This window comes from Polaribacter sp. Asnod1-A03 (assembly GCF_045063585.1).
Lineage (GTDB): Bacteria > Bacteroidota > Bacteroidia > Flavobacteriales > Flavobacteriaceae > Polaribacter.
In genome coordinates this window covers 1150323-1168989 of sequence record NZ_JBEFOE010000009.1, presented here as the reverse complement: position 1 = coordinate 1168989, position 18667 = coordinate 1150323, and the positions used below count along the sequence as shown (strand labels likewise).

At 29.0% G+C, this 18667-nt stretch carries 17 protein-coding genes; 6 read left to right on the top strand and 11 right to left on the bottom strand.

Annotated features, from left to right (window positions below; all coding sequences use genetic code 11):
- Positions 1-32: 32 nt before the first annotated feature.
- A complete protein-coding gene (locus tag ACJJVY_RS05635) occupies positions 33-1481 on the bottom strand; it encodes a TonB-dependent receptor (protein ID WP_405606030.1) in 1449 nt (482 codons plus the stop codon).
- A 78-nt stretch (positions 1482-1559) separates the two neighbouring features.
- Between ACJJVY_RS05635 and ACJJVY_RS05630 the strand changes: the two genes are divergently transcribed.
- From ACJJVY_RS05630 to ACJJVY_RS05610, 5 genes are all read left to right on the top strand, one after another.
- Complete coding sequence (locus ACJJVY_RS05630; RefSeq protein ID WP_405606029.1) at positions 1560-2342, top strand: MBL fold metallo-hydrolase; 783 nt, start codon at positions 1560-1562, stop codon at positions 2340-2342.
- 233 nt (positions 2343-2575) lie between these two features.
- The gene (locus ACJJVY_RS05625; protein ID WP_405606028.1) at positions 2576-3226 is read left to right on the top strand and encodes a DUF4331 family protein; all 651 of its coding nucleotides are present in this window, start codon (positions 2576-2578) and stop codon (positions 3224-3226) included.
- Between the two features lie 28 nt (positions 3227-3254).
- Positions 3255-3812, top strand: a complete 558-nt coding sequence (locus tag ACJJVY_RS05620) for a DUF4331 family protein (RefSeq protein WP_405606027.1) — start codon at positions 3255-3257, stop codon at positions 3810-3812.
- An 83-nt stretch (positions 3813-3895) separates the two neighbouring features.
- Positions 3896-5191 carry a tetratricopeptide repeat protein gene (locus tag ACJJVY_RS05615; RefSeq protein WP_405606026.1) on the top strand — a complete coding sequence of 432 codons (1296 nt, stop codon included), beginning with the start codon at positions 3896-3898 and terminating at the stop codon, positions 5189-5191.
- Between the two features lie 20 nt (positions 5192-5211).
- Positions 5212-7443, top strand: coding sequence for a TonB-dependent receptor (locus ACJJVY_RS05610; RefSeq protein ID WP_405606025.1), 2232 nt, complete (start codon positions 5212-5214; stop codon positions 7441-7443).
- A gap of 69 nt (positions 7444-7512) precedes the next feature.
- Here the strand turns inward: ACJJVY_RS05610 and ACJJVY_RS05605 are convergent, their stop codons facing one another.
- The 10 genes from ACJJVY_RS05605 to ACJJVY_RS05560 all read right to left on the bottom strand — a co-directional run bounded on the left by ACJJVY_RS05605 (position 7513) and on the right by ACJJVY_RS05560 (position 18240).
- Complete coding sequence (locus ACJJVY_RS05605) at positions 7513-8061, bottom strand: GNAT family N-acetyltransferase (RefSeq protein WP_405606024.1); 549 nt, start codon at positions 8059-8061, stop codon at positions 7513-7515.
- Positions 8062-8115: 54 nt separating this feature from the next.
- Entirely contained in the window at positions 8116-9705 is a 1590-nt protein-coding gene (locus ACJJVY_RS05600) for a M1 family metallopeptidase (protein ID WP_405606023.1), read from the bottom strand.
- A gap of 114 nt (positions 9706-9819) precedes the next feature.
- Entirely contained in the window at positions 9820-10602 is a 783-nt protein-coding gene (locus tag ACJJVY_RS05595) for an anti-sigma factor domain-containing protein (RefSeq protein WP_405606022.1), read from the bottom strand.
- 4 nt (positions 10603-10606) lie between these two features.
- Positions 10607-11137 carry an RNA polymerase sigma factor gene (locus tag ACJJVY_RS05590; protein ID WP_405611593.1) on the bottom strand — a complete coding sequence of 177 codons (531 nt, stop codon included), beginning with the start codon at positions 11135-11137 and terminating at the stop codon, positions 10607-10609.
- 83 nt (positions 11138-11220) lie between these two features.
- Entirely contained in the window at positions 11221-13098 is a 1878-nt protein-coding gene (locus tag ACJJVY_RS05585; RefSeq protein ID WP_405606021.1) for a hypothetical protein, read from the bottom strand.
- A gap of 71 nt (positions 13099-13169) precedes the next feature.
- Complete coding sequence (locus ACJJVY_RS05580; protein ID WP_405606020.1) at positions 13170-14249, bottom strand: PolC-type DNA polymerase III; 1080 nt, start codon at positions 14247-14249, stop codon at positions 13170-13172.
- A gap of 23 nt (positions 14250-14272) precedes the next feature.
- On the bottom strand, positions 14273-14950 hold the full coding sequence (locus tag ACJJVY_RS05575) for a YggS family pyridoxal phosphate-dependent enzyme (RefSeq protein WP_405606019.1): 678 nt from the start codon (positions 14948-14950) through the stop codon (positions 14273-14275).
- On the bottom strand, positions 14950-15900 hold the full coding sequence (locus tag ACJJVY_RS05570) for a D-2-hydroxyacid dehydrogenase (protein WP_405606018.1): 951 nt from the start codon (positions 15898-15900) through the stop codon (positions 14950-14952). Before ACJJVY_RS05570 ends, ACJJVY_RS05575 begins: the two co-directional genes overlap by 1 nt.
- Before the next feature lie 86 nt (positions 15901-15986).
- A complete protein-coding gene (gene serC, locus ACJJVY_RS05565) occupies positions 15987-17054 on the bottom strand; it encodes a 3-phosphoserine/phosphohydroxythreonine transaminase (RefSeq protein ID WP_405606016.1) in 1068 nt (355 codons plus the stop codon).
- Positions 17055-17178: 124 nt separating this feature from the next.
- Positions 17179-18240 (bottom strand): acyl-CoA reductase, encoded by a 1062-nt coding sequence (locus tag ACJJVY_RS05560; protein WP_405606014.1) that lies wholly within the window; start codon positions 18238-18240, stop codon positions 17179-17181.
- A 70-nt stretch (positions 18241-18310) separates the two neighbouring features.
- On the opposite strand from ACJJVY_RS05560, the gene ACJJVY_RS05555 reads away from it, so the two are divergent.
- Positions 18311-18658, top strand: a complete 348-nt coding sequence (locus tag ACJJVY_RS05555; protein WP_405606011.1) for a 4Fe-4S dicluster domain-containing protein — start codon at positions 18311-18313, stop codon at positions 18656-18658.
- The last annotated feature ends 9 nt before the right edge of the window (positions 18659-18667 follow it).

Genomic DNA, 18667 nt, shown 5'->3' with positions numbered 1-18667 from the left:
TTATGACTATAAGAATAGAAAAAGGTTTAAAATTATTTTTTTATTCTAGATCTAGAATATCCAAAAAGTCTTTTTTGTTTAATGATTTCTGCAATCCCTTCTGGTAGCATTTCTTCCCAACCTTCTTCTCCATGTAAAATCATTTTTAAAACAGTACGAGAAAAAATATCTAATATTTCTTTGTCAAAATCATCAATATTTACAAGTTTACCGTTGTTTCTAAAGAATTTGTATAATTCTTTCATTCTCGGATGCACTTTTAAATTCTCTACAGATATATATTCATCAGAATTAGTATCATGGTAAGGATACATATACACTTTTAAATCTCTATAAAATAATTTACCAAAAGCTTCTAAGATTCCTCCACTTAAATTTCTATAATATTTTTCTTCAAAAAGTTCTATAAGGTTTTGACCACCCATAGTTAATCCCATTCTTTCTTTAGTAAATTCACTAAAGTACTCAACTAGTTTAAAGTATTGTTGAAAGCTGGTAATCATTACATTTTGACCTAAAGAGCACAGTAATTCTGCTCTATCTAAGAAATCTCTTTCGTTAATTTTACCTTCGGATGTTAAGTTACTTAATGTAATTTCAAAAATAACTTGTGTTTTACTCTCTACAACTTTATTTTCTGCTAAAAATAGTTTTTTAGATTTTTCATACATATCCATATTAACTTTAGTAACAGGTCTAAAACTACCACGTAAAGCTAAAATGTTTTTTTTGTAAAGTACTTGTGCAGGTAAAAGGTTGTTTCCGTCAGGACCAAACATAACGGCATTTGTCATACCATATTTTAGTAATTGTAAACTCATTAAACGGTTGTCTACATACATAAAACGTGGTCCAGCAAAATTAATCATATCAATCTCTAAATGGTCATTACCTAAATTATCGTAAAAAGATTTTACTAAATCTTTAGGATTATCATTTAAATAAAAAGCTCCATAAATTAAATTTACACCTAAAACACCTAAAGTTTCTTGCTGTAAACGAGCATCTGTTTCTTTAAAACGCAAGTGTAAAATTATTTCGTTATAACCTTCTAAAGGATCTAGTTGAAAACGTATACCAACCCAACCGTGTCCTTTAAATTGTTTAGCAAAATCTATGGTTGTTACAGTGTTTGCATAAGAGAAAAATAATTTATCTGGGTGTTTAACTCTACTTAAACGATCTTCCATTAAATCGATTTCGTGACCTAGCATTTTTTTTAATCGAGGTTGCGTAACGTAACGTTTATCTTCTTCCATGCCATAAATAGCATCAGAAAAATCTTTATCATATGCGCTCATTGCTTTTGCAATAGTACCTGAAGCCGCCCCAGATCTAAAAAAGTTACGAGCAGTTTCTTGGCCTGCTCCAATTTCTGCAAAAGTTCCGTAAATATCTCTGTTTAAATTAATTCTTAATGCTTTGCTTTTAGTAGTTGGTACACTACTAATTTCTTGATCGCCTTTTAAAGAAATTGCCATATGGTACTATTTTATCGTTTAAAACAAATGTACTAAAATAGACAGGAACCAGTCAATTTTTATGTTATTTTTGTTGAAATGGAAATTAATAAAAAACAACTTCGTATTACTTTTTTAGGAACAGGAACCTCACAAGGAATTCCTATGATAGCAAATAATCATCCTGTTTGTTTGTCTAAAGATATAAAGGATAATCGTTTAAGATCTTCTATTTTAATTTCTTGGGATAATGTTTCTTATACTATAGATTGTGGTTTAGATTTTAGACAGCAAATGTTAAGAGAAAATGTACAGTCTTTAAATGGTGTTTTTTTTACACACGAGCATGCAGACCATATAGGTGGTTTAGATGATTTACGTGCTTTTTGTTATCAAATAGGAGATATGCCTATTTATGCAACCAAACGTACGCTACTTAATTTAGAAAAAAGGTTTGATTATATTTTTAGTAAAGAAAATAGATATCCTGGTGCGCCTAGCGTTACACCCTTTGTTATTGATAAAGAGTCTTTTGTAGTTGATGGTTTAAAGGTTTTACCAATGGAAGTTTACCATGGTAAATTACCAATTGCTGCCTACAGATTTAATGATTTTGCTTATTTAACGGATGCCAAATATATTTCTGATGAAGAAAAACAGAAATTACAAAATTTAGATGTTTTGGTTGTAAATGCATTAAGAATAGATGAACATCCAACACATTTTAATTTAAAAGAAGCGTTAGATTTAATAGAAGAACTAAAACCTAAAAAAGCGTATTTAACACATATTAGCCATATGTTAGGGTTTCATAAAGAAGTTTCTAAAGAATTACCAGAAAATGTTTTCTTAGCATATGATGGTTTAAAAATTAAAGTGTAAAGATTGATTTTTGATAGACGCTTTTGAGTATTTATCTTTAAAATAATCTTGATTAAGCTATTCAAATTTACTTTTTTTAAAAAAATATTAAAATATTTTACTTCAATTTTCCCTTTGTTTACAAGGGGTTTTGTTTTTTTCTAAAAAAAAACAAACTTTTTTAAAACCGTACTTACAATTACCTCGTAAGTATGTGTGAGATTCAATTTAAAATTAACTTAAAAACTCACACAATGAAAAAAACAAAAATTTTAGTAGCAACTTTATGTGTTGCAATTATCGGTTTAGTAACAATTGCAGCAGATCATATTGATGCTCCTGCCGCACAGGGTACAACTGCAGACATTACAGACTTCTATGCTTTTCAAGGAGAAGATACAGACAATATTGCTTTTGTAGCCAATGTGCAAGGTCTTTTAAGCCCTACAGCATCTGCAACAGCATCTTTTGACGAAAATGTTATGGTAGAATTTAATATTGATACAGATGGTGATGCTGTAGAAGATTTAGTAATACAAGCTACACCAAGAGATGGTAAAATGTATTTCTTTGGTCCTTACAGTCCATCGTCAACAGGGTTAAATAGTACAATTAATGAAATGGCAACAACATCAGAAGTTGATATAACAGCTTACGGATCTTCTGCAATTACGTCAAGTAATAACGGAATGAAATTTTTTGCAGGTCCAAGAGATGATCCTTTCTTTATGGACTTTGCTCAATACGGAGAAATTATTGCAGGTAACGCAACTTCATTTAATAGTCCAGGTTCAGATACTTTTGCTGGTACAAACGTACTTTCTATTGTAGTAGAAGTGCCAAAATCTATGATTGGCGGTACAGGTACAATTAACACTTGGGTAGAAGCAAAAACAAAACAATAATTTTTAATCAAACTAAAAACACAATATTATGAAATTTAACAATATAAAATATTTAGCAATTCTAACATTTTCACTTTTAGTAATTAGTTGTAATAATGATGATGATGGTATGGAGATAGAAATAACTCCTGATTTCTCTGGAACATATGTGCAAAAAGATCAAATGGGTAGACCTGCTGTAAATACTGTTTTTGTATCATCAGACAGTAAAGATGCTTTTAATTCTACAATACCGTCAGAGCAAAATGCATCGTTTCAATCTATGTTCGAGACTAATTTAACAGGTTTAAGTCCTGCTTATGCAAATGAAGGAGATGCAAATGCGTTAGGTTTAGATGCTGCAACATTTACAGGTTTATTAGCTACAGATGTTTTAAATGTTTCTTTAGATGGTACAACTACTTTTTATGATGGTACCAATGTATTAACAGGTAGAGCGTTGGCAGATGATGTTATTACTGTAGAGTTATTATTGATTTTTGGAGGTGAAGATTTTACAGAAAATCCAACTTTATCAAATGATAATGTAGATGCAAATGATAAAGAGTTTTTAACTTCTTTTCCTTATTTAGCAACTCCTTGGTAAGAGGATTTGTCTTTGAAACTGACGTAATTTGAGGGAATTGCGTCAGTTTATTTAACTAACTAATAAACTAAAATCAACATATCATGAAATACATCCAACTAATTTTATTGATTGTCGCCTTTTCTCTTGCAACAAGTTGCAATCAAAAAAAAGAAACACAAATAACCAACCCAAAAGAATATGCTACTTTTTTAAATATATCTAATAATAGATCTTTAAAGTCAGCAAAAGAAGAATTTAATTTTTGGAATCAAAAATTAGCATTAACACCAAATCAATATCCATATTATTCGAAAATAGCAAGTGCTAATTCTCAAATATTTAAATTAACAGGTAATATTGACGCATTAAAAAAAGCAGAAAAAAACTTATTAATAGCCAATAGTAGAACAAATTTTAACAATGCTGGGTATTTAAGAAGTTTATCAAGAAACTACATTTCTCAACACCGTTTTAAAGAAGCTTTAAATTTATTATTAAAGGCAGAGAAAAATGGAGAAAACTTATTACAAACTAAATATATGTTGATAGATGTATATTTAGAATTAGGAAATCTTACTAAAGCAGAACAATACTTATCTGAAGTTAAGAACTTAAAAGATTTTGATTATTTAATACGTTTATCTAAATATAATGACCATATCGGTAATTTAGATAATGCTATTCATTATCTAGAAAATGCTTTGTCAATAGCTAAATCATCTAAAAAAGAAAGTTTATTGCAATGGAATTATACAAATTTAGCAGATTATTACGGACATGCAGGTAGAATTAAAGATTCTTACAATTCATACTTAAAAGCATTAGAAATTAATCCTAATAATAGTTATGCTAAAAAAGGTATTGCTTGGATTGTGTATTCTTATGAGAGAAATGCAGAAGAAGCATTAAGAATTTTAGAAACAGTTACTAAAGAAAATGCTGCACCAGATTATCATTTATTAATGGCTGAAATTGCAGATTTTATGGGAGATATTGCTGAAAAAGAAAACCAAACAGAACTGTATTTAACAAAAGTAGCCAACAAGAAATATGGAGCAATGTATGCTAAATATAATGTTTTATTATTTTCAGAAGGTGCAGCAAACTCTTTAAAGGCATTAGAAATTGCCGAACAAGAAGTAGAAGCAAGACCAACAGCACAATCGTATGATTTATTAGCATGGTCTTACTTTAAAAACGGAAATGCAAAAAAAGCCTTAGAAATTTCTAGAAGCCATGTAGTTGATAAAACTTTTGAGCCAGAAGCATTATTACATACTGCAACTATCTTAAAAGCTAACGGAAAAATAGAGGAAGCTAAACTGTTAAAAACTGAATTATTAGGAGCTATATATGAATTAGGGCCTTTAACAGAAATTAACATAAAAAATATATAAATTCGCCAAAAAAATATAAAATGAAGTACAAATTTTTATTACTATTTATTTTTGCAGTCTGTTTAAACAGTTTTGGCCAAGAACTAAAAGGGATTGTTTTAAACCCACTAAATGAACCGTTAGAAAACGTTTACATTATTAATCAAACCTCTAATGTGCACACACATACAAATGAAACAGGGAGTTTTATTCTTGAAAAAACATCTGTAAATAATACATTAATAATAAGTATTTTAGGTTTTGGTAAAAAAACAATAAAGGTTACAGAACAAGATTTAAAAAACGGAGTAATAATAAACTTAACATCAAAAGTTTTTCAATTAGAAGAATTGGTTTTGCGTCAAGAAATAAATGCTTTACAAACTTTAGCAAATATTGATTTACAAGTAAATCCTGTTAATAATTCGCAAGAAATTTTAAGGAAAGTTCCTGGTTTATTCATTGGGCAACATGCTGGTGGAGGAAAAGCAGAACAAATATTTTTAAGAGGTTTTGATATCGATCACGGTACAGATATTGCTCTTTCTGTAGATGGTATGCCAATAAACATGGTTTCTCATGCACACGGACAAGGATATTCTGATTTACATTTTGTAATACCAGAAACAATTAAACAAATAGATTTTGGTAAAGGACCATATTATGCAGATCAAGGAGATTTTAATACAGCAGGTTATGTAAATTTTTCTACTAAAACAGCTATTGATAAGAGTTTAATTTCTGTTGGCTATGGAGATTTTAATTCTTTAAGAACCGTTGGTATGTTTAACTTGTTAGAAAACTCTAAAAACAACGATGCTTATGTTGCTGTTGAGTATATAGAGTTTGATGGACCTTATGATTCTCCTCAAAACTTTAACAGACTAAATCTTTTTGGAAAATATAATACGTTTATTAATGGAAAAGATAAATTAACATTAACAGCTTCTCATTTTACAAGTTCTTGGGATGCATCTGGTCAAATACCTGTTAGAGCAGTAGAAAGTGGATTGATAGGTCGTTTTGGTTCTATTGATGATACAGAAGGTGGTTTTACTTCTAGAAGTAATTTAAACGCTCAGTTACAAAAAACATTAGATAATGGTTCAATTTTAGAGGCAAATACATTTTATTCTAAATATGATTTTGAACTGTATTCTAACTTTACTTTCTTCTTAGACGATGCTATAAACGGAGATCAAATTAAACAATTTGAAGATAGAAGTATCTACGGTATGAATGCAAAAATTATTAGTACTAAAGAGTATGGAAACGTAGAAGCTAAATTTACAAAAGGTGTTGGTTTACGTTACGATTTAATTTCTGATAACGAATTGTCACACACAAAAAATAGAAGCGAATTGCTTAATAATATACAATTAGGAGATGTAAAACAAAGTAATTTATATGCGTTTTTTAATTCAGAATTTGAAATAGGAAAATTTAAAATAGCGCCGTCTGTTCGTTTAGATTATTTTAAATTTTTATATAATGATGCTTTAAGTACAACTTATGAAACGTTGAGTAAAACAAAGGCAATTGTAAATCCTAAGTTGAACTTTTTATACACACAAAATGATCATTTACAATGGTTTTTAAAATCAGGAATTGGTTTTCATTCTAATGATGCAAGAGTTGTATTACAAGAAAATGCAGATAAGGTTTTACCAAGAGCTTACGGAGCAGATTTTGGAAATATTTGGAAACCTACTAAGAATTTAGTGTTAAACACTGCAGCTTGGTATTTATTTTCCGAAGAAGAATTTGTATATGTTGGTGATGCTGGTATTGTAGAACCATCAGGAGAATCTGAACGTTACGGATTAGATTTAGGGATTCGTTATCAAATATCAGATCAAATTTATTTTGATACAGATGCAACACTTACACATGCAAGAAGCTTAGAAGCAGAAGAAGGAGAAGATTACATTCCGTTAGCGCCAAGTTTTACAATGGCAGGTGGTTTGTCTTTTAGCGATTTAGGAAAATTTTCGGGAGGATTACGTTATCGTTACTTGGCTGATAGACCAGCAAACGAAGATGATTCTATTACTGCAGAAGGATATTTTGTAAGTGATTTTAACATCAATTATAATATTAATAACGATTTAACTTTTGGTATTGCATTAGAAAATATTTTTGATGTAGATTGGAATGAAACTCAATTTGCAACAGAAAGTAGATTGCAAAATGAAACAGATTCTGTTGAAGAAATTCATTTTACACCAGGTACACCGTTTTTTGCAAAAGCAACCATAACTTATACTTTTTAAAATTTAGTTTGGTTAGGTTAGTTTTTTAGTTGGATGAATACCCTTTACTTAATTGTAAAGGGTATTTTTTTACTCCCAATTCCAAGATAAGATATTCCATTCATCCGTTTCATCCTTAAAAGTATTTATGATTTTAAAACCAACTTTTTCATGCGCTCTCATAGATCTAAAATTGCTAGAAGAAACTTCGGTTAGTAATAAATCAAATTTAGAAGCATAAACTTCTTTATGTTTTTGATATAGAGCTTTAAAAATTCCTTTTCCTCTGTGTGTATCAGCAACACAAACTTGCCCCATTACATAATAATTTAAATCTTTTAGCTTAAAGTTTTCATATTCAATACTCTCAAAAACTGTAAACATAGGCACCAAAACAGGAATTAGATTTTTGTATTCTTTCAGCATTGTTAAAGCATAACCAATTACTTTATCATTATCTACAGCAATAATATGTTTAGCTTCATTATTCATTGTTGTTAATAACTCTAAATCATGCTTTACAGTTACAAATCCGTCTGCTTTTTTTAAATCATCAGATACATTATCATAATGATTGGCATTTTGTAAATCTAAAATCTGTTTTAATTCATTTTTAGATACTGCTAACTTTAATTCCATTTTTGTGATAATAAGTTCTATTTATCAGTTTGATAATTTTTTTTGATGAAATGATTAATTCTTTTCGTCAAATAATAACCAAAAATCTGGATCTAAAATTACATCTTCTGGTTTAGAATCTACTGCAATTTTCAAGGTTTTAGATTTAGTATCTATTTGTATCGTTTTTATCTTGGTGTCATCGCCATTTTTTATACCAATTTCTAAAGGAAAATTAAAGGTATAATGACTCTGAACTTGTTTTATGTTGATGATAATACTCCCTTTTTTATATTTCCAATCCCATTTTAATTCCGGATACCCTTTTACAAATAACCATTGATTAAAAAAGGCTTCTAAATTTTGATTAGAAACTATTTCCATTTCTTTTTGAAAATCGGCAGTCATTGCATTTGAGTTTCTATATTTTTTATAATAAGCACGAATCCCGTTCCAAAAAGTTTCATCACCAATTTTATGTCTTAGCATATTAAGAAACCAACCACCTTTTTGATACGTATTTGTACTTAAAACTTTTTTAGGGTCTTTGATAGAGTTGTCTACAATCGGAGAAGGATTTTTTTGATAATATTCTATAATCTGTTTTTTATCAATGGCTAATTCTTCTTTTCGTTTTTCATTTCCGTACATTTCTTCTTGATACAAAATTGTAAAATACGTAGCAAAACCTTCACTTAACCAAACATGGTTCCAGCTATTTTCTGTAGCAGAATTACCAAACCATTGATGCGCAATTTCATGAGCAATTAAGCCTTCTACTTTATTTTTTCCGCTTACGGAATTTTCAAAATAAGTAATTGTTCCGGCGTTTTCTAAACCTCCCCATTGTGTTTTAGCTTGTACATTTGCTAATTTAGAATAAGAATAAGGACCAATATTTTTTATATAATAATTTAAAACATTGGTGGCAACAGCATAATCAGAAAAACCATCTAATCTATTTTCTGGATACACCCAAGCAGTTACAGGTATTTCGTTAACCATGCCTAAAAGTTTACTCGCAAACTTGGTAACGCCAATGGTAACTACTTTTGTAGCTACTGGTGCCGTTTCTTTATACCTTGTAAGTTTTAAACCTTTTCCTAAATTGCTTTCTTCTATTTTTTTTCCTGTAGCAACAACATCATATTTTTCTGGCGCAGTAATGGCAAATTCTATAGTAGCTTTATCATATGGATGATCTACACAAGGCAACCAATTTCTAGCCAAATTAGGCCAGTTATCACCAAAAAAAGAACGTTGTCCAAATTTAGTTTTATCGATAACCAATCCTTTTTCTGCAATACCATGATATTGTATTTTGTAAGTTTTAGTTTTAGAATCATCTATTGTAGGGGTAATTCTAATTTTATCATCATTATATGTATAATTCGCCTTTTTATCACCTTCAAAAACATTAGTAACTTCCATACCATAAATTTCAGATTTGCTAATTAAATCTAAAGAAAAAGTGGTGATTTCTTCCTTAAAATCTACTGTAACCAAAGTTTCTCCAATTATTTCATTATCAACATCATTTAAAGTAAGGTTAAACACATAATTAAGTACATCTGCAGAAGTATTTCTTATATAAGTGTCTTGAGCTGCAATTGCATTTGAAAAAAGTAAAATAGCAAGAACGATAAGTGAATATATTTTTTTCATAATCGATTTTAATGAAATAAAGATTTTGTTTAAAATCTAAATTTAGGAAATTAAAATAGAATTTAGACTTCATATAAAACGAAGTTTCTAAAGTTTTAAGAAAAAAATGTTCTTTTAAGAAGAAACGGCTCCTAAAGTATATAATTGCTCTAGAGTAGGAGAGGTGCTACCACCTGCAGGTTCTAAAGTAATACCGAATGCTTCAGATTCGTTTGCATTTTCTATGGTAAATATTTTATTAGCATCAGCAGTAAATGTATCTATTGTACCTAAACTTGTTGGTGTTAACGGACTTAGTTTTAAAGACCAAACTTGGTAAACTTTTCCTTTTGGTGGTTCTGGTAAACCTTTAGCGTCTAAATAAATACTTTTTGTTTTTTTATCCCAATATACTTTAGCATAAGAATTTGGCGAAACTTTTTGCCCTGCTAAAGGCACAGAAATAATATCTTTATCTCTAAAGATATCTATTAATTTTTCTGCTTCAGCTAAACTATTAGAAGCTTTGTCTATTTGCTCTTCTAATTGTTGTTTTTCTGTAGCAACTTGTTCTTTTAATTTATTGTTTTGAAGTACAGATAAAATTAAAGTAGAACCCAATATAAATGCTGCTGCCCAACCTAAATATTGTTTCCAATTGTTTTTTGGTTTGGCAATAGAAATTACTTTAGTCTTATCAACTTTTAATTGATTTTTAATAGAAGAAAATGAATAAGAAGCATCTTTTTTAGTTGCAGCGGTTAAGTGTACAATCGCTTTTTCTATCGATTCTACTTCTGCTAATAACTCAGGGTTTTTTAAAATTGCATTGTGCACTTCTTCGTTTTCTTTTTCAGAAAGCGAACCTGCAACATACAGTTCTAAAATTCCGGACGCTATGTAATCTTTCGTATCCATTTTTTTATATTCCCATCATTGAGCGTAACTCGCCAATACAGGATCTATTTCTTGTTTTTATTGTGCCAATTGGCATGTTTAATTCTTCTGATGCTTCTTTTTGTGTAAACCCTTTAAAATAAATCAATTCTATTACCGATTTACATTTTGCACCTAGATTAGTAACAAATTCTTTTAAGCCAATAGTATTTGTTGTACTATCTAAACTAGAACTTGTTTCTAGTATATCTACGAAAAAATCTGAGTTAAGGTTTTGTTTAGATTGCTTAAATTTTTTAGAACGCGTATAATCAATAGCAGCATTTCTAGCAATATTAAGTATCCAAGTAAAAAAACGTCCTTTTTTAGCTGAGTAAGATTCAGCATTATTCCAAGCTTTTATAAAAACATCTTGCGTAATTTCTTGTGCAACATCATCGTTTTTAACAATATTATTTACAACTCCAGAAATACTATCACAATACATATTGTATAGTTTTTCATAGGCTTTAACATCCTTTTGTTGAAATTGTAAAATTAATTGGTCTTGGTTTATCATCTATTGATGGCTAAAATATCAATTATTATTTAAAAAAGTGCTTTTAATTATTTTTAATAAGCGAAATTATCTGATATTTTTTAAGATTTTAACTCTAAAACGATATCAGAACTTTCTGATTTTATAACTTTATCAAAGAAAATTTTTAAATACTCATAATCATAAGGGTTAAAAATTTCTTTTTTGATATTAAATCGTAAATAAATAACTACTGATTTTTCCTTTATAATACTTTTAATAGTAAATACGCCTCCGTTTTCTGGTAACGCAAATGCTTTAGATTCTGGTATTTGAACTACTTTATAGTTCTCAGGAAAAGATAGGCTTAAATTAAAACTATTAGATCTTGCATACGCAAAATCTACAGGATAATTTCTTTCTTTTAATTTAAAAGGATTCTCTTTTATTCTATCAAAAAAGAAAGGATTAATTCTAATTTTATTTGATAAATCATTACCACTAATTATTTTTAAATCAAAAACCTCTTCAATAGGCTGTTCTAATTGGTTTAATTTTTTCACTTTATAATCATCTACTTCAGCATCAGAATAATCAGTTTCAAAAGATTCTAAATAAGCGTTCTCTGTTAAAGTGTTTATTTTTTCTCTTTGGTTTAAAGCTTCATAACCTTGCCTTCTTATTAATAAAGAACCTTCAAAATTTCCTTCATCATTTAAAGAAAATATTGCATTCATTTTTTTAGAGGTTTCAATTTTAGGTTTTAGAGTAATCCAATTATTTTCTTTTTTAGAGTTGATTAACCTCGCTTGACCATTTATACATCTAGAAGGAATTTGACCAAAAGGCAAATATTTATTAGTTGCATCTAAAAAATACTCTGTACCGTTAATAACAACTTGAACAATTACGTAATTAAAATCAAAAATAACAGGAAATAATTTAGTTGGAATTCCATTATCTCTAGTTGATAAAATAACTAAATTGGCATCTATATCTGCCGCTTTTAAACTGTTGTATAGAGATAGGTTAATTTCACCTGCACTACCAGACTTTTTATCAAAGGCTTTTTTTATTTTCTCATCAGCACTATTCCAAAATTTTTGGTTCCAAGTAAAATGATTTTTAATAAAACTATAAATGTCTTTAGCTTTTGTTAATTGATCTTCTGTGTTTAAAATGTTTTCGGGTATATTTTTTCTAAAAAAACTTTTTTTAGAAGTTTGATTGTTTAAAAATATATCTTTTAATTGCTTGTCTGCCTGCTTCCATGTTGTTGTATATTCTTCTACAACACCCCTTGTACTTGTGTAGGTTTTTAAATCAAAAGATAAACGAGAGATGTAGTTTTTTTTACTTAGCATATAATCCTCCTCTTTAAACGCAGGAATATTATTAATTCCGTAAGAATAAATAACGCAAGCACCTTCACCAATACCATCAATATAAAGACATTTTTTCTTTATAGAAGGATCGTCTTTATCTAGTTGTAAGAAACCAACGAGTCTAACATTATATTTATAGTTACCAAGAACAGCAGCATCTATTTCGCTTTTAATCTTTGGTATTGAAGATTGAAAATACCAATCATCTATACCAAGATATGGAGATATTACACTGTAAGAATACTCTATAACACTACCTTCTTTTAAATTTGGCATGGTAAATTTTGTAGAGCTCCAGTTTTCGGAATCTTTTACTTTAAAAATTTGATCTTTATTGATAGTATTTTTAGAAAGTCCTCCGTTTTCAGATAAATTATAAGTAATTGCTTTTACATCTATAGCTTTTTTTTCTTTGTATAGATGTATTTCAACATCAGCAAAATCGAAAGCAGCTTTATCTAGAATTTTAATTCTGTAGTAATAATCTGTTCTTGTTTTATAATCGAACTCAGGATCTAAATAAACGTTTGCGTGTTCGTACAAAACAACTGCTGCTGCAGTAGAATCTTTGTCGTAAACAGTCATTTTTAACTCATCTAAAGTGGTTTGACCCATTTTGGATGATTTGTTTTTTTGAGAAAATGTTAAGGTTGATAGAAATAATAATATTAGGGAGAATAATTTCATTACAGTCTTATAATCTTTTGAACTTTACTTCTGTTAATATAATTTTTAATAATATTTTTTGCTTGTATTTTGTTTTCAATAGGAGTAAGTATAGACTTTAAAATGTCTAATTGATTTTCTTGGAAATTTAAATTAGTGTAACCGTAACCAAAAACTTCATTATTTTCTATCAAAATAATGGCATTTTCTTCTACTTCTCTACCTTTTTCTATGATGATAAAGTTATCATTATTAAATTCTTTAAGGTTTGTTTTTGCTTTTTTCTTAAAGTTGAATTTAGGTGATAAAACATCTAATTCTATAGCATATTTTAAGCGAGTAAAAAGCTCATTACCTGTTTTATCAAAAGAAATAGATTGGGCTCTTTCTTGAATTTTAATTGCTCTTCTGGTTGCTTTTAAGAAAAGTTTATTTAGTTCTGCTTTAATATCTTTTCCTCTACCTATAAAGATAACTTTACCGTTTGTGTCATGCACAAAAAATAAACCTTGTACAGCAGGTATTTCATCTATTAAAGTTCTTAATTTTTGTTTTTCTACTCTTCTATCAAAATATTTTATAAAACTCTGTATTATAGATTTATTGGTGTCTTTTTCTAAAAGTAGTTTAAATAATTGTACAGTAGCCAATGCATCTCCAGAAGCTCTGTGTCTATCCGTCATTGGTATTCCTAAAGATTTTGTAAGCTTACCTAAGCTATAAGAAGATTGATTTAAAATTAATTGCTGACTAAGTTCTACCGTACACAATGTATTTCTATTAAAATCGTAACCTAATCTATCAAACTCTGTGCTAAGAATTCTGTAATCAAAAGAAGTGTTGTGTGCTACTAAAATACAATCAGTTGTAATTTCTATAATACGTTTTGCTACTTCGTAAAATTTGGGCGCATTTTTAAGCATTTTGTTGTTAATACCAGTTAGTTTTACAACAAATTCTTGAATAGGTTTTTCTGGATTAACCAAGCTAATAAATTGATCTACTATTGTATGACCGTCAAACTTGTAGATAGCAATTTCTGTGATGCCTTCTTCATTAAACTTACCTCCCGTCGTTTCAATATCTAAAATTGCGTACAAATTCTTATTTATTTTAGCTAAATTTAATAATTATAATTTCTGTGACCAAATATAGAGCTACCAACTCTTACCATCGTACTTCCGTTTTCAATGGCTAGTAAATAATCTCCACTCATTCCCATAGAAAGAATATCTAAGTTACAACTTGTCGTATTGGTATCTAATTTCTGAGCATCAAAGAAGTTTTTTAATGATAAAAATTCTTCTTGTAGTTGTTGTTGGTTTTCTGTAAATGTAGCCATTCCCATAAAACCAACAACTTTTATGTTTTCTAATTCTTTAATTTCTTCAGAAGATAATATACCTTCAATATCATTAAAAGACAATCCAAACTTAGTATCTTCTTTGGCTATTTTAGCTTGCAGTAAACAATTAATAACTCTATTGTGTTTTTTAGCTTGCTTATTTATTTCTTTTAAAGTGGAAAATTTATCAACTCCGTGAATTAAATCTACAAAATGAGCCATGTATTTTACCTTATTACTTTGTAAATGACCAATCATGTGCCATTTAATGTCTTTAGGTAAAACATCATACTTTTCAACCATTTCCTGAATCTTATTTTCACCAAAAATTCTTTGTCCAGCATTATAGGCTTCTTGTAAATCTTCTACAGGTTTGGTTTTAGATACTGCAACTAAAGTTACGTTATCAGGTATTGATTGTTGTATTTTTACTAAGTTGTTTGCAATTGTGCTCATTAACGTAAAAGTTCAATAATTTGTTTTGCTAATTCTAATCCAACTCTATCTTGTGCTTCTAAGGTTGCAGCACCAATATGAGGTGTTAAAGATAAATCTGGATTCATTAAAAGCTGAACAGCTGGTGTAGGTTCTGTTTCAAAAACATCTAAACCTGCAAATTGTACTTTCCCACTTTCTATGGCTTTAACTAAATCTACTTCATGTAAAATTCCGCCTCTTGCAGTATTTATAATTCCAACACCATCTTTCATTTTTTCAAACTGTTCTGCTGCTAAGATATAATTTTCTTGAGCAGGAGTGTGTAAAGAAATAAAATCGGCTTCTTTTAAAACCTCTTCTAAATCAATTGTATCAATATTAAAAGTAGTTTTTTGTCCGTTAAAGAACTCTAAAGTAATTGGTGCATTAGTTATTTGCTCATCAGTAGCTAAAACATGCATACCTAAACCAATGGCAATTTTTGCAACTTCTTGACCAATTTTACCAAAGCCAATTAACCCGATAGTTTTACCTCTCAACTCAATTCCGTTAGAATACGCTTTTTTTAAATCTTTAAAACGAGAATCTCCTTCTAAAGGCATTTCTCTATTAGAAGAATGTAGAAATCTTGCCATACCAAATAAATGTGCAAAAACTAATTCTGCAACAGAACTAGAAGAAGCTACGGGTGTATTTATTACGTGTAAGCCATTATCTTCTGCATATTCTACATCAATATTATCTAAACCAACACCTCCACGTCCAATTAGTTTTAAACTAGGGCAAGCCTCAATTAATTCTTGTCTTACTTGTGTTGCACTTCTTACTAAGATTGCATCAATATTATGTTGGTTGATATAATTTTCTAGCTGATTTTGAGCAACTTTTACAGTTAAAACCTCAAATCCTCCTTTTTCTAAAGCATCAACTCCGCTTTTAGAAAGTCCGTCATTTGCTAATATCTTCATTTATTATTTTTTTAGTTGCAAAAGCTCAAAGTTTAAGGGTTGCAAAGTTTTGACTCTTAAACTTTATAGCTATGCTACTTAGTATATTATTTTTGTAATCTTTCTAATTCTTGCATAACATCAACCAAAGCTTGTACACTATATAGAGGCAATGCATTGTACATACTTGCTCTATAGCCACCAACACTTCTATGTCCGTTTAAACCATTAATTCCTGCTTCTGCCCACATGGCATCAAAAGTTTCTTTTAGGCTAGAATCTGTTAGAACAAAAGTAGCATTCATTGTACTTCTATCTTCTTTTTCTACGATTCCTTTAAAAAGAGGGTTTCTATCAATTTCATCATATAAGAGAGTTGCTTTTTTATTGTTTACTTCTTCTATAAATTTAATTCCGCCTAAATCTTTTAACCATTGTAATGTTAACATAGAAACATACACAGCAAATACAGAAGGAGTATTAAACATACTGTCTTTATCAATATGAATTTGATAATTTAACATTGATGGAATATGTCTTTCTACTTTTCCTAAAATTTCTTCTTTAATAATTACTAAAGTTGCACCTGCAGGCCCCATGTTTTTTTGAGCTCCAGCGTAAATTAAATCGAATTTTTCGAAGTCTAATTGACGAGAAAAAATATCCGAACTCATATCGCAAATTAAAGGAATATTTGTTTCTGGGAAATTTTTAATTTGAGTTCCTGCAACGGTATTATTACTTGTACAATGAAAATAATCTGCGTCTTTTGGAATTGTAAATCCTTTAGGAATGTATTTGTAACCTTTGTCTTTTGATGAACCAACCTCAACTACTTCTCCAAAAGCCTTGGCTTCTTTAATGGCTTTATCAGACCAAGTTCCGGTATTTAAATAAGCTGCTTTTTTATTTAATAAATTATACGCAACCATTAAAAATTCCATACTTGCACCACTTTGTAAAAATAGTGCTTTGTATCCTTTATTCTCTAAACCTAATAATTCTAAAGCTAAAGAACGCGCTTTTTCCATTACGGCAACAAAAGGTTTACTTCTGTGCGAAATTTCTATTAATGATAAATTATCATCATTAAAATTTAAGATAGCTTCTGATGCTTTTTTAAGTACTTCTTCTGGTAAAATACAAGGACCTGCACTAAAATTATGTTTTTTCATTTTTTTAAGTTTCAAAGTTTAATGTTTGTTAAAGATGTCATTTAGACCTTGTGGAGAAATCTTATTAAAAATTTAGATTTTTCGAATCCATTTCATTTCGCTCAAAATAACATCTTAAACGAAATTATATAGTTGATAAAAATTCTAAAGTATTTACACCATCAGCAAAATCTGTTAGCTCTGGATGTTGTGTTTGCCCAAAAGCAACTTCATTTTCTATAAAGTCTTTGGCAACAATACATTGAATTTTTTCTTTGTCTTGATATAATTTTATTTTTAAATCTATTTCATTATCGTAATATTCATAAAAAACAGTTGCAATAGGCGAGGAGTAACTTTCGTCTTCTTTAATCATTAAAAAACCATTTTCTAATAAATCAAACTCGCTCATCAAATACACTGCCTTATTATAATCGTAATTATTAGCGTATTTAGCGTTGTTGATTATTTCTTTTTTAGCATACATTCCTGTAAAAAAAGCATCAAAATTATAACCTTTAGGTACATATAATTTAGAAACAGATCTACAACCTAGACCAAAATATTGAAAAACATCATCAGATAATTTTATAAAATCTTCTTCAGTTTCTTTGCCTGTTAAAACAGCTACAGAATTTCTACTTTTTCTAATAATATTAGGTTTCCCTTTAAAATAATACTCAAAATAACGTGCAGTATTATTGCTTCCAGTAGCAATTACAGCATCAAAATCAGATAACTTTTCTTCTGTAAAAGTGATTTTTCCTTTAAAACCAGTTTCTACATGCTCTAAATACTTTGCTATAAATGGTAATAAATGTTTATCGCTAGACGATTGTTTTACAAGTACCGAATGACCAGAAATTAACACAGATAAAAAATCGTGAAAGCCAACTAAAGGAACATTACCTGCTAAAATAATAGCAACTTTTTTATTAGAAATTTTAGTGCCATCAATGTTTTTAGTGAAATTTACTAAATTTTTGTTGTTTAGGGTTTTAGTCCATGAGTTTAGTGCAAAAAGTAAATTATCTTTTGTAAACCAAGAATTTTTTTCTTGAGATAATTTTATTTGGTGCACAAAAACATCAAAAAAGATTTCATTATACTCAATATTATCTTTTTTTATGATTCCTTCATTAGAAAACTGACTTAAAAAAGCTCCTAATTTTACGAATGCAGTAATTCTATTTTGAATACTAATCATTTATTTTGGTTGTCTATAATTTTGGCTTTATTTTTGCAAACGCAAAGGTACAAAAACAGAAGAGAAAATTATGGCTATTATTATAACAGATGAATGTATAAATTGTGGGGCTTGTGAACCAGAATGTCCTAACACGGCAATATACGAAGGAGCAGATGATTGGAAATATTCAGACGGAACAAACTTATCTGGAAATGCAGTATTACCAAATGGTAAATCTGTGGATGCAGATGAAGATCAAGAACCTATTTCTGATGAGCTTTATTACATTGTGCCAGATAAGTGTACAGAATGTAAAGGTTTTCATGAAGAGCCACAATGTGCTGCAGTATGTCCTGTAGATTGTTGTGTGCCAGATGATGATGTTGTAGAAACAGATGAAGAGCTTTTAGCTAAGCAAAGTTTTATGCACGACTAAGTATTTACT